Genomic DNA, 12,770 nt, shown 5'->3' on the forward strand with positions numbered 1-12,770 from the left:
TCCGATGCATGACCTTGCGGTAAAATGCAGGAACATCTGGCCGGGCCTTGGTATTACCGCCATCACGGGAATGGCTGCGTTGTTTCTGAGTGAACACTACCACGCGCCTGCAATGTTGTTCGCATTGTTGCTGGGAATGGCGGTGTCATTCCTTTACCAGGATGACAAGCCCTGTGCGAGTGGTATTGAGTTTACCGCAAGCACCTTGTTGCGAGCGGGCGTTGTCTTGCTGGGCTTGAGAATAGCACTGGGCGATTTAGCCGTGCTGGGGTGGAAGACCGCTCTTTGGTTAGCCGGGGCCATATTTTTCACCATTGTACTTGGCATTGTGCTGGCGAAATTTCTTGGGCTTCAAAAGCGCTTTGGTGCTTTGACGGGCGGGTCTGTCTCCATATGCGGTGCGTCCGCAGCGCTGGCGATTTCGACCATTTTACCCAAGGGAGAAAATCATGAGCGCGACACACTGCTAACCGTTATTGGCGTGACGGCGATGTCGACCATCGCCATGGTGGTATACCCCATTGTGGTTGATCAATTGGGGATGAACGACACCGAGGCGGGTATTTTCCTGGGCGGCACTATTCACGATGTTGCACAGGTTGTGGGGGCGGGTTATTCGGTATCACAGGATGCCGGCGATATGGCCACTTTAACCAAGCTGGTACGGGTGGCAATGCTCGTGCCGGTGGTCATCATTATGATGATGGTGATAAAGCGATTCTATACCGCAAAAAACCAGGCTGACAGCGCAAACGTTCCAAAAATGCCGCTGTTTCTGGTGGGCTTTATATTGTTGATGTTACTCAACAGTTTTGTTGCTCTGCCCAGCGTGGTGATTGAAACGGGTACCTCAATCTCGCGCTTTTTCCTTGTGGTTTCCATTACTGCAATTGGCATGAAGTCAAACCTGGGCAAGCTAGCTGAGGTGGGCGTGCTTCCGATTGTCATCATAGTCACTGAAACCCTTTGGATAGGGCTGTTTATTCTTGGCTACCTGTACCTGATCAAATAAGCGATTCGCGGGCGATTTTCGCTCGCGTTCGCAAGCAGGCTTTCACAAAACGAGGTGTGAACAGTGAAAAGACGCGGCCTTCATGAACTCTACGCAGAAGACCCGGTAAAAGCGGACGAAAGTGTGTTTGGCAGAACCACTAACGGCGTTACGCGAAGGGGTTTTCTCTCTGGTTTGAAATCAATGTCGCTGCTGCTGGGCGCTGAGATTGTGTACGGACAGTTTATGCCAGCAGGGTTGATCCCTGCTGCATTTGCACAGTCGGATTCACCCTTTGTAATCGAAGGCAAAGACGGGCTGGTGATACTTAACGATCGGCCAGTCAATGCTGAAACACCTGCTCATTTACTTGACGACGACGTTACACCGGCGTCGCGTTTTTTCGTACGCAATAATGGCATCGTTCCACAAAGCCCCGATGCCAACAGCTGGACCCTTACCATTGAAGGTGAGTCAGCAAAACAATCCAGAACATTCTCCCTCAATGAACTGAAACAACAGTTCAAGCACTATACCTACCAGTTAACGCTCGAATGCGGTGGCAACGGGCGAGCAGAGTTTTCGCCTGCAGCCACCGGTAACCAGTGGACGACTGGGGCAGTGGGGTGCCCCAGCTGGACGGGTGTGCGCTTGAAAGACGTACTGGACGCCGTGGGTATAAAAGACGATGCAGTCTACATTGGCTATTACGGTGATGATCAGCATTTGAGCAGAACGCCAGGCAAAGCGGCGATATCAAGAGGCGTACCTGTTGATAAAGCAATGGAGGACGAATCCCTGATAGCCTGGGCAATGAATGGCAAGCCTTTGCCGCTTATGAACGGATTTCCGCTGAGACTGGTTTTCGGCGGCTGGCCGGCATCGACCTCGGGTAAATGGCTTAAGAAAATCGTGGTTCGTAATCAGGTTCATGATGGTGCAAAAATGCTGGGCAAGGCGTACCGTATGCCATGCAAACCGATCGCACCCGGAGCGGATGTGGCAGATGAAAACATGTGTATTATTGAAGCGATGCCGGTGAAGTCACTGATTACTTACCCTCAGTCCGGTATTCAGCATAAACTGGCTCAGGCTTTGGAAGTAAGAGGGCACGCCTGGTGTGGCGAGACTCCGGTTGAAAAGGTATATACCTCCATTGATTTCGGCCAGACATGGCAACTGGCAACGCTTACCCGCCCTGTAAACCGGCATGCCTGGCAGCACTTTAGTACAAAAATGACCTTTCAGCGTGAAGGATATTATGAAATCTGGGCGAAAGCCGAGGATCAAAATGGGCGTACTCAGCCAATGGTGCTGCCGGGCTGGAATCCGAAAGGCTATTTGAATAATGCGTGTCACCGCATAGCTGTCAGTGTTGTGGTATGAGCAAATCGGGAATGACGCTATGAGACTCCGTTTGTTATTGCCAGTTGCCTTTCTATCCATGATATTTTCGGCCGCTCTGATGGCTAATGATAACGGGCCAACAGTGAATCCGGGTACGCAGATAGACCAGCAATCAGGACTGATAAAGGCTGATGGATTCAGTTTGGTGCTTGCTCATTGCAGTGCATGCCATTCGCCGTCACTCATAACCCAGAATGCTATGAGCCGTGAAAGGTGGTTGCAAATCATTCGATGGATGCAAAACACGCAAAAGTTGTGGCCACTCGGTGACGCTGAGCCGGTTATTCTCGATTACCTTTCCACCTGGTACGGGCCCAAAACTAGCGCGCGGCGTCCACCGCTGGCACCTTACCTGATGCCGAGAGATTAAACTTAACAGATGGAGTGTAGATTTTCAGGCACATCAAACCGACTTTCGTCGGTTTGTGAGCACTGCGTTCAATATTTTGATACCAGACTATGGTTCAAGAGGCAGGGCTTGGCGGAGCCGAGCTTTCTGACGGCACCGTGTTACCACCGGCAGATTTTGAAAAGTTAGTGTCTATAGTAGTAATGTAAATTCAGTGAGTTACTTTCTAAACAAGAAGCTTTGGCAAAGCTATTCTCTTTTCCCACAGATAGCACTCACATCTAGTATACTTGATGATAGTTCTATTGATGCTAATTTTTGAGTTGCAGTAAAATCTGATTCACCGCTTGCATCGAGATTTGAACCAACCCTCTTTGTCAAGTTTCGCTATCGTATGAAGGTGTACTTTCGATCAAGGGAGCTAGAACCTGGATCACTTTTCAATGGGAAGCGGATCTTAGGGGAAGTGGACAGCGGACTGCAGCGTATATCAAGTGCGCGTGCCAGAAGTGGGGCTTGCCTGGTCGTCGAAGTAGAAACCAAACATTTGAACGACCCTCACATTAACTCACGTCAGTCGTCCATACATTCACTTTTAGAAACGAGCCGGGTGCACCCCAAAATGCGCCTGATACAGGTGGAACCAGTTCAGGCAGTCGGCTAACGGCTACTGCGATGTGCCGGGCACCTACTAAACATCCATGCGTGGGATCAAATCCTTTCCATCCTGCCCCGGGAATGAATACTTCAGCCCATGCGTGAGTGGTCTCAGGAAGGTCACCTGAAGAATCGGTGTGGACGTAACCACTGACAAATCTCGCTGCAAACCCAAGATGACGAACAACATCAATAAAAAGGCTGGCCAGGTCGCGGCAAGAACCCTTATTGGTAGTGAGCGTGATGGACGAACTTTGCACTCCCTCATCATCTCTTTTAACATATTGAATATATTTATAAATCTGCTGGTTCAACAACAGAAGAAGTTCAAATGTCTGAATAGACTGCCGCTGTAAATAAACCCTGTTTATCCAGTTATCCACTTCGGGGTTATTGCCTGTGCTCTCATTACGTAAATACGGCATCAACGTTATTCGGTCTTCTTGAGCATACTCAAACGGAAACGAGACAGCAAAATCTGAGATTAAAAAGTCATGAGGCAATACATCGTATTTTTGAACAGTCGTCGTGCTTTCAATCACCAAACGATCAGTGGGTTCGGAAAACGTGGCAATGGCCACTGAGTTGCTCTCCGCATCCCGATGCCAACGCAGGCTTGCGTGAGGGTTGATATTCAGCTGAGATGATTCGATATGTTGATCGTGATCCTCCCGCGGTCTTAGTCGCAGAGTATGGACTTGAAGCTCTACAGGGGTGGAATATTCATAAATTGTTTGATGTATAACCTTAAACCGTTTCATACGCCTATTCGCCTGAATTTTTCATCTTGTCACTGTGCATCAGTGTTGATGGTGCGTTGTTCAAATTGAGTATCATTTTTTTTGGTGACCATAAACAACAAAGCGATACCCAGAGTCGCTGAAAACAATGACGCGGAAAGTATCCCGAACTTGGCTGCGTTAATGTGTTCAGGTGCGAACGCAAGGTTGGCAATAAACATTGCCATTGTAAAACCAATACTGGCTAAAACCCCGCACGCAAATATCAAACTCCATGATAAATCCGAGGGGCGCTCTGCCAGCCCGCATTGCACAGCGAGCCAGCTGAACAAACAGATCCCGAGGGGCTTTCCAACAACAAATCCAATAAACACTGCCATAGAAATTGCAGCGGACATCTCCTGCAGTGATAACGGAATGCCGGCATTAGCAAAGGCAAATAAGGGCATTACTAGAAAGCCAACCCATGGGTGAAGCATGAGTTCGAGTCGCTCGACCGGTGACAATGCTTCACGAGCTGCAGCTTCAGCCGTTTTTAATAATTTGGTATTTATGTGATGGTCTCGTTTGTGACCGCTTTCTGGGTGGGCCCAAAGAGCATTGACGATATTGTGTAAACGTTCATCGCTGACCCATTTAGTCGTAGGTGTCATCAATCCTAGAACTACGCCCGTGACGGTGGGGTGAATGCCAGAGGCATCGACCAGTACCCATAAAAAGGCACCGGCAATGAAAAATAAGACAATACTTCGGATGCCTAACAGGGACATTAGCTTAATGGCGGCAAAGCCTGCTAAGGCCAAACCAGCGTTTAATAAGTCGATGGTATTGCCATAGCCGATAGCAACAACAATGATTGCACCTAAGTCATCGACAATTGCCAGTGAAAGCATGAACACGCGTAGACTTTTGGGAATGCGCTTACCCAGCAGGGCCAGACAACCAATGACAAACGCTGTGTCTGTTGCCATAACTGTTCCCCAGCCATGCTGGCCCGGCTCACCCAGTTGTAAGAATACATAGATACAAGCTGGTACAAGCATGCCGCCAATTGCTGCAGCTACAGATAACATCGCAAGCTTAGGCTTGCGCAACTCTCCGAGTACCAGTTCACGTTTAAGCTCCAGGGCAATCAGAAAGAAAAACAGTGTCATTAACGCATCGTTGATCCAGGTGTGTAACGAATGCTCGATGGTTATCGAACCCACTTTGAAACCAATTGATGTTTCCCACCAAGCCACAAAATGTGCGCTAAACGAGGAATTGGCTAGATAAAGGGCCAGCAGGGTAAAGAACAGCAACACCAATCCTGCCGCCGCTTCTATTTTGAGAAAACGAGCCAAAGGCTGTGATAACCAGTCTATCGGCGATTGCGGTAACTGTTCTGCTTGACCCCTTTTGTCAGCGAGTAATGATCTGAGTTGCTTCTTTAGTGTCATTCGGACTGACCTTTTACCTGAATTATTATTAATCGTTGAGTGAGAGTTCCTATCGATTGAGTCACCTTTAGCGCGTATACGCTGGGCGGCAAATAACTCAGTTAAGTGTGTGGCCGGACAGGATCGAAATCAGCGCATCATGGGTTAGTTTTCTCTCGGGCCTTGCCCTCGCGGGTAAACCGGCTCTAATTCAAACAGTAAGTGCGAAATCGTCCGCTGAACCTTAGCTGGTTGGACGAAGTTGAGATCCACTTGTTTTTCCTTCAACAAAATAACGTGGTTTTGTTGGCGTGTTCGTTTTCTGAATCTTTTGAGTGGTTGGTTTTGGTGGCGTCCAAATCATCGAACTTGGGTGTTCAGCTTTAAAAAGTGCGCTGGACGAGATTTGATACTAACGACAAAACAGACCCTGTTTTAAGCCGCACTCATGTATTTTGAGTACATCAGTGACTTGCTCTTCGTACATTTTCTATTTCCAAAACCGGAACATCCGCTTACAAGTGTAATAGGAAAACACACATAGGTCATGGTTTTAAATCTGGGGTAAACAAGGCGGTTGGCATACCCTCGCTGAAAGCGGTTGCTCAGTAGTTAATAATCTATAGGCTTTACAACCGGTTTAAAATGAACCATGCTGGGCAAAATTATGAGTATAAAGAAAAGGGATGATGCTTGAGTCCATCGGTTTTGCTCAGAAACAACGTCTTGCTTATATCGATTTCTGCCTGTTGTTTAAGGGCTCAATTTATCGTCAGGACTTAATTAGCCGTTTTCAGGTCGGCTTGTCGGCAGGCTCACGCGATTTCAGTATTTACAAAGAGCTTGCGCCGGATAACTTGTCTTACGACTCGCGAGAGAAACGCTACTTGCAGACAACGGAGTTTAAGCCCGTTTTTGAACACGATGCAAAGATTACCTTAACCAAGCTCGCCAATAATATATCAGATGGATTCGATGCCATCGGCGATATTCACTTTCCTGTTGAAGCGCCATCCAGTCTCAATGTGCCAGACATCTTTATCGTTGCACGTCTGGTGCAAGCCATTCTCAATAACAAAGCGGTCAGCATCATTTACACCTCACTTTCTAGTGGTTCAGGTGCAAGAGAACTCGTTCCGCATTCCATCGTAGATAATGGCCTACGCTGGCACGTTCGCGCCTTTGATCGAAAAAGTCAGAGCTTCCGGGACTTCGTGTTAACGCGAATTAGCAAAGTAACGATTAAAGACATGCCTGATCCGGAAGAAAGCGCCCAAGCAGATACTGAATGGCAGTGCCTTGTTCCGCTTCAAATTGTGCCACATCCAAAAAATGTTCAGCATCCCACCGCGATTGAAATGGATTACGGCATGGAAAACAAGCAACTGCTTATTGAAGTAAGAGCGGCAATGGCAGGTTACCTGTTGCGACGGTGGAATGTGGACTGTACTGAGCGCGGAATCTTGCGAGGTCCTGAATATCAGCTTTGGTTGTTGAATCGATTCACTTTAAACAATGTACCGAACCTGACAATTGCACCCGGGTATATAACGAAAGAACAGAGCAATGGAGGCCAAACGTGATCCTCCATTGCACCAAGAAGCTCTATGCAAAGCTACCTGAGAAAGTAAAAGCTGCAGAGCAACCAGCTACAGCTATAGGCATTCAGGCACAGTGGATAAACTGGCATGCAAATCTCATCACTATTCAGCGCAGGCAATGTGTAATTGCAGTGCACGATACAACACGTTTCACGTTGTTTATTCCATGCCTGACCAAGAAAGATTTCGCTAGTCTTGATTGGCATTTTAACGATGTGTTGATTAATACCTTGCTGAAAAGCGATATGCCGTCTGAGCTCGTTAATTCCGCTGCGACGAACTACCAGCCACTCAGGTTCGATACAAACTGCAATCGTTCGGTACAAGGTACGATGAATCAGGTGGCTCAGGAAATTGATTACGGGTTGTATTACAAGAGCATGTCGGTAGCAGATATAAGCCCGTACCGATACAGCGCAGACTTAAGCCATAGGCCCTGCGGAGTTAAAGGTCAGAAAGATTACATTTGGCCAGTCAGGGAAATGGCGGCATTACTAGAAAAGTTGTCAGAACAGACATCGTCTAAAGCACAAACACTCCGTTAGGGAAGGTTTAGCAAGGAATATTGGAACAAAGTTCTCTGGTTGACGGCAAGGCGCCATGACAAGGCACAAAAAAACCGACTTTCGTCGGTTTGATGTGAGCACTGCTTTCAAAATTTTGATACCAGATTATGGTACCAGAGGCCGGACTTGAACCGGCACACCCTCACGGGCGGCGGATTTTGAATCCGCTGCGTCTACCAATTCCGCCACTCTGGCATTGATAGCTGTGCTTGACTAACACTTGCGTTGTTAGGCTGCGAATTATAACTATGTCTGATTCGCTGGCAAGCCTTTTAACAAGATTTTTTGCAGGTGTTGGAACAAGTGGTCAAAATGTGCTCGGATTTTGATGATCTTCAATTTTTAACACCGGGATCATTTTTCTCTGTGGGCTGTTCCAGCAGAAAATTTTGATTGCCATTTGCAACATGGAGAAAGCCGGAATCAAGTTCAAGTGGAGGCTGTATGCTGGCTATGGCACACTAACCGCCAATTTTTTAATGGTTATCTAACGGGTTGTTTGCAGTGTCGAATAAACAGCAACACATTAACAAAATCAAGGTTGAGTCTGGTGATGGGGCAGAATCAGAACATATGCCCCGCGCTGGCTTTTTTCGCCGCTTGCTCGCCATGGTCTACGATACGCTGGTAGCTACGGCGGTTGGCATGTGTGCCGCCATGGTAATGCTTGTCCCGATGATTGTGCTGTTGAAAAACGGCGTGCTGGATTTGCAGGGCTATGCAGAGCCTGCAGACCTGATACAGGCTTCTTTGGGTTATAAAATCCTGCTCCAGAGTTGGGTTGTGTTGTGGGTAGCGGGTTTCTTTCTGTGGTTCTGGAAAAAGGGCGGTCAGACGATAGGAATGCGGGCGTGGCGTTTAAGGATTTACAGCACTGACGATCAGCCGATGACCTGGTCACGGCTGGCCTTGAGACTGGTTTCCTCTTTATTGGGTTTGGGCACCTTGCTGGTATTGGTGGATTTCAAAAACAAACTCGCACTGCAAGACCGTGTTGCCAGAACCGAGGTGCTGAAACTAACCAAAGAAGCCAACCACCATAAAAACTGGTAGTGGAGCTGCAATTTGCAGGCTACAAGTCGTCTAAGCCAGCATTCACCGGCGCAGCAGTAAGGTGGCCACAATGGCAAACAGCAGGCTGGGAAGCAGCGCGCCCAGGAACGGCGGCAACTGGTAAACCAGGCTTAATGGGCCAAACACTTCATTGGTGATGAAAAAGCCAAAGCCGGTGAGTACACCCATAATCACTCTGGCACCCATGGTTACGCTGCGCAGTGGGCCAAAAATGAACGACAAAGCCATCAGCAACATAACGCATATTGATACTGGTTGAAGAATTTTACGCCATAACGCCAGTTCATAGCGACTGGAGTCCTGATCGTTGTTGTCAAGGTAGCTGACATAATCAGCCAGCCCCTGAATGGACAATGCCTCCGGTTTTACCGCCACAATACCCAGTTTGTCCGGAGTCAGCGTAGAGCTCCATCGAACTTTGGGTTGTTCAGCTATCGACACTTCGGTTTCACTGAATGTGGTTACGGAAACTCCGTTCAGCCACCAGGCCTGACCATCGTAGCTGCCCTGTTTGGCATAGGTGATGGCATTCAGCGTTAAGTCGGTATTGAAATCAAAAATGCTGATGTCCTGCAGAGACTCCCGGGTCAGAACCTGGCCGATGCTGACGAAATGATCGCCATCTTTGGCCCAGACCAGCTGATCGGAAGAAAACAGGCTGCCACCCGATATCGCCTGGGTGCGCAGTTCCTTGGCCTTGGCTTCACTGAACGGTGTCACCCATTCACCTACTGCCATTACAAACAGGATCATGACCACTGCTGACTTCATTGCCGAGCCAATAATATTCCAGCGGCTCAGACCCGCCGCCTGCATCACCACCAGTTCACTGTTACTGGCCAGCAGGCCCATACCAATTAGCCCGCCAAGCAAGGTCGCCATTGGAAAGAACTGCTCCAGATCACGGGGCAAACTCAACAGAACATAAGCCGCTGCTACAACCATGTCGTAGTCGCCTTCACCCAGTTTGCGCAGTTGTTCTACGAATTTGATCAGGGCACTCAGCCCTATCAGTACGGAAAGGGTAACGGTCACAGTGCCAAGCAAGGTACGGGCGATGTATAAATCGAGGATCTTGAACATCATTTCCTCCCCAGTAATTTCGCCCGCAATTGGGTGCCGGTTTTACGATCCCGAACAATCAGGGTCACTCCAATGATCAGCATGATGCCATGAACCCACCATAATCCAACGGATGTAGGCATTTTACCGTCTTCCAGCAAGCGGCGGCTGGCAAGCAGAAGCAGAAAATAGCCAAGATACAGCAGAATAGCCGGGAACATTTTGCCAAAGCGCCCTTGGCGGGGATCAACCGAACTCAGGGGCACGGCGATGAGCACCAGAAATGGAATCGACAGCGGGATTGCCAGTCGCCATTGCAATTCCGCATGAGCTTCAATGGAATCGTCGTTCAACAATTCAGCTGTAGAAAGGACACTTACTTTGCGTCGCTGCTGCTCTGGGCTGGAATCGCTGATCTGGATTTGGTATTCGTCAAACGCCACTTTGCGATAATTTTTGAGCCCCTGAACGCCTTCGTACTGCACTCCCTCATTGAGCACCAGTGTACGGGTGCCGTCAGAATTAGTATTCACATTACCGCTTTGGGCGTACACCACACGTACTTTCTGCTCCCCAAGTTCATTTTGGTGCTGGGAGAGAAATACCCGGTTGAGTGAATTATTTCCGGAGTCAACGTCGTGGACAAAAATCACCGCTTTTTCGTTGCCGGTTTGCTGGAACCGGCCCGGAATTATGGCGGAAAAACTGGCTTCGGAGCGGGCCTTTTCGCGCAATTCATATTCATTCTGCGCGGCAGAGGGGGACAGGTAAAGGGTGATAACTCCAGTGACGACCATGATCAGCAGTGACAAAAACAGCATCACCCTGGCAACGTACCATTCACTGATACCGCAGGCCCGCATTACAGTCATTTCACTGTCTACGTACAGGCGCCCGTGAGCCAGCATAATGCCAAGGTAGGCACTGATGGGCAGTACCAAAGAAGATAATATGGGCGCATACAGAGCCAAAAAGCCCGCCACCAGCCCGGCAGGGATGTCACCATCGGAGGCGTCACCGAGGACCCGCACAAATCGTAAAGTGATGAAAATGGCCATCAGAATAAAAAAGATGGCAAGTTGCGACTTCAGCGTTTCCTTTAGCAAATAGCGAAAAATCAGCATCGCGGCCCTACGGGAAAATTTGGATTTTTAGTGAAAGAAACCACAATCTTGAGTAAACTTACTGTTTTTACAAGTTTTGCCTGTAATCATTTTCCGTTTGCATGAATCCCATGCGCAATGACGCCTTTATCGGGTGCCGATTTGGTCAATTTGCGCTCTTCTTCGTCAGCATGCAAGTCAGGCTGCGTATTAAAACATAAAGCAGCGCAAAACGTTATTTGTATTTAGTTATCATGCAAACACCCCTGCAACAATAGCGAGGTATTATCGTGGAGTTTAGTGTAAAAAGTGGCAGTCCGGAAAAACAACGCAGCGCTTGTATAGTGGTGGGCGTGTTTGAGCCACGACGCTTAACTGCGGTGGCTGAGCAATTGGATGAAATCAGCGAAGGGTACATCAGCAATCTGCTGCGCCGGGGAGACCTGGAAGGCAAGGCCGGGCAAATGCTGTTGCTGCACCATGTGCCGAATGTTCTCAGTGAACGTGTACTGCTGGTGGGGTGTGGGAAGGAGCGGGAACTGGATGAACGCCAGTACAAGCAAATCATTTCCAAAACCATCAAAACGCTGAATGAAACCGGCTCCATGGAGGCGGTGTGCTTTTTGACTGAATTGCATGTGAAAGGGCGCGACACATACTGGAAAGTGCGTCAGGCGGTGGAAGCCACCGAAGACACCCTGTACACCTTTATGCAACTCAAAACCAAGAAAGGTGAGCCTCGTCGCCCATTGCGCAAGATTGTATTTAACGTTCCGACCCGCCGTGAACTGACAGTGGGCGAGCGGGCCGTCGAACACGGGCTCGCCATTTCCAAAGGGGCGAAGACCACCAAAGACGTCGCCAACCTGCCACCAAATATCTGCAACCCTGCATACCTTTGGCAGCAGGCCCAGGCGTTGGCAGCGGAGTATGATTCCGTTACTGCCGAAGTGGTAAACGAAGCGCAGATGTCCGAACTGGGTATGCAGGCGTATCTGGCCGTTGGCCGGGGTTCAGACAATGAATCACTGATGAGCATCATGTACCACCGTGGTGGGCCGGATAATCAGCCTCCGATTGTTCTGGTCGGCAAGGGGCTTACCTTCGATTCTGGCGGTATCTCAATCAAGCCAGGTGATGGCATGGATGAGATGAAATACGACATGGGCGGGGCTGCTTCTGTGTTAGGCGTAATGCATACGGTAGCAGCACTGAATCTGCCGATTAATGTGATTGGTGTTCTGGCTGGCTGTGAAAACATGCCCGACGGCAATGCTTATCGCCCCGGTGACATTCTCACCACCATGTCCGGTCAAACCGTTGAGGTACTCAATACCGATGCGGAAGGACGTTTAGTACTCTGCGACGCTCTAACCTACGTCGAGCGTTATGAACCAGAGTTGGTGATTGATGTGGCTACCCTGACCGGTGCCTGTATCATTGCTTTGGGCCACCATGCCACCGGCCTGATGAGCACGCACAACCCGCTGGCTCACGAATTAATGAACGCTTCTGAGCAAAGTTCTGATCGGGCCTGGCGTTTGCCGGTATGGGATGAATACCAGGATCAGCTGGAAAGCCCGTTTGCTGACATGACCAACCTCGGGGGCCGCCCTGCAGGTTCCATTACCGCGGCGTGTTTCCTGTCCCGCTTCACCAAAAAATACAACTGGGCGCATCTGGATATTGCCGGAACGGCCTGGCGCAGTGGCAAGAACAAAGGCGCCACCGGCCGCCCGGTACCCATGCTGTCACAGTTTCTGATGAACCGTGCAGGTATAAAGCAAGAGGATTAAGCCGTT

The 12,770-nt window shown here is 49.1% G+C and carries 11 protein-coding genes and 1 tRNA gene; 7 read left to right on the forward strand and 5 right to left on the reverse strand.

Annotation, left to right across the window (positions count from 1 at the left end):
- Positions 1 to 4: 4 nt before the first annotated feature.
- From DXV75_RS00245 to DXV75_RS00255, 3 genes are all read left to right on the forward strand, one after another.
- Positions 5 to 1,012, forward strand: coding sequence for a YeiH family protein (locus DXV75_RS00245; RefSeq protein WP_115591228.1), 1,008 nt, complete (start codon positions 5 to 7; stop codon positions 1,010 to 1,012).
- A gap of 63 nt (positions 1,013 to 1,075) precedes the next feature.
- On the forward strand, positions 1,076 to 2,377 hold the full coding sequence (locus DXV75_RS00250) for a sulfite oxidase (protein WP_115591229.1): 1,302 nt from the start codon (positions 1,076 to 1,078) through the stop codon (positions 2,375 to 2,377).
- Positions 2,378 to 2,456: 79 nt separating this feature from the next.
- Positions 2,457 to 2,768 (forward strand): hypothetical protein, encoded by a 312-nt coding sequence (locus DXV75_RS00255; RefSeq protein WP_245953093.1) that lies wholly within the window; start codon positions 2,457 to 2,459, stop codon positions 2,766 to 2,768.
- Positions 2,769 to 3,310: 542 nt separating this feature from the next.
- Here DXV75_RS00255 and DXV75_RS00260 read toward each other — a convergent pair.
- Together DXV75_RS00260 and nhaA are read right to left on the reverse strand one after the other, a co-directional pair.
- Positions 3,311 to 4,165 (reverse strand): transglutaminase family protein, encoded by an 855-nt coding sequence (locus DXV75_RS00260; protein WP_115591230.1) that lies wholly within the window; start codon positions 4,163 to 4,165, stop codon positions 3,311 to 3,313.
- 29 nt (positions 4,166 to 4,194) lie between these two features.
- The gene (gene nhaA / locus DXV75_RS00265) at positions 4,195 to 5,583 is read right to left on the reverse strand and encodes a Na+/H+ antiporter NhaA (RefSeq protein WP_115591231.1); all 1,389 of its coding nucleotides are present in this window, start codon (positions 5,581 to 5,583) and stop codon (positions 4,195 to 4,197) included.
- Between the two features lie 668 nt (positions 5,584 to 6,251).
- Here nhaA and DXV75_RS00270 point away from each other — a divergent pair.
- A complete protein-coding gene (locus tag DXV75_RS00270; protein WP_115591232.1) occupies positions 6,252 to 7,145 on the forward strand; it encodes a WYL domain-containing protein in 894 nt (297 codons plus the stop codon).
- Positions 7,142 to 7,708 carry a DUF6933 domain-containing protein gene (locus DXV75_RS00275; RefSeq protein ID WP_115591233.1) on the forward strand — a complete coding sequence of 189 codons (567 nt, stop codon included), beginning with the start codon at positions 7,142 to 7,144 and terminating at the stop codon, positions 7,706 to 7,708. Before DXV75_RS00270 ends, DXV75_RS00275 begins: the two co-directional genes overlap by 4 nt.
- A gap of 129 nt (positions 7,709 to 7,837) precedes the next feature.
- Here DXV75_RS00275 and DXV75_RS00280 read toward each other — a convergent pair.
- Positions 7,838 to 7,924 (reverse strand) — tRNA-Leu (locus tag DXV75_RS00280).
- Between the two features lie 378 nt (positions 7,925 to 8,302).
- Here DXV75_RS00280 and DXV75_RS00285 point away from each other — a divergent pair.
- On the forward strand, positions 8,303 to 8,782 hold the full coding sequence (locus DXV75_RS00285; protein WP_115591697.1) for an RDD family protein: 480 nt from the start codon (positions 8,303 to 8,305) through the stop codon (positions 8,780 to 8,782).
- Positions 8,783 to 8,824: 42 nt separating this feature from the next.
- Here DXV75_RS00285 and lptG read toward each other — a convergent pair whose 3' ends face one another.
- Entirely contained in the window at positions 8,825 to 9,886 is a 1,062-nt protein-coding gene (gene lptG, locus DXV75_RS00290; RefSeq protein WP_115591234.1) for an LPS export ABC transporter permease LptG, read from the reverse strand.
- Positions 9,886 to 10,989, reverse strand: a complete 1,104-nt coding sequence (gene lptF, locus DXV75_RS00295; protein ID WP_115591235.1) for an LPS export ABC transporter permease LptF — start codon at positions 10,987 to 10,989, stop codon at positions 9,886 to 9,888. The genes lptG and lptF overlap by 1 nt, the downstream gene beginning before the upstream one ends.
- 269 nt (positions 10,990 to 11,258) lie before the next feature.
- On the opposite strand from lptF, the gene pepA reads away from it, so the two are divergent.
- Positions 11,259 to 12,764, forward strand: a complete 1,506-nt coding sequence (gene pepA / locus DXV75_RS00300) for a leucyl aminopeptidase (RefSeq protein WP_115591236.1) — start codon at positions 11,259 to 11,261, stop codon at positions 12,762 to 12,764.
- The last annotated feature ends 6 nt before the right edge of the window (positions 12,765 to 12,770 follow it).

The sequence above is a fragment of the Alteromonas aestuariivivens genome (assembly GCF_003367475.1).
GTDB lineage: Bacteria > Pseudomonadota > Gammaproteobacteria > Enterobacterales > Alteromonadaceae > Alteromonas > Alteromonas aestuariivivens.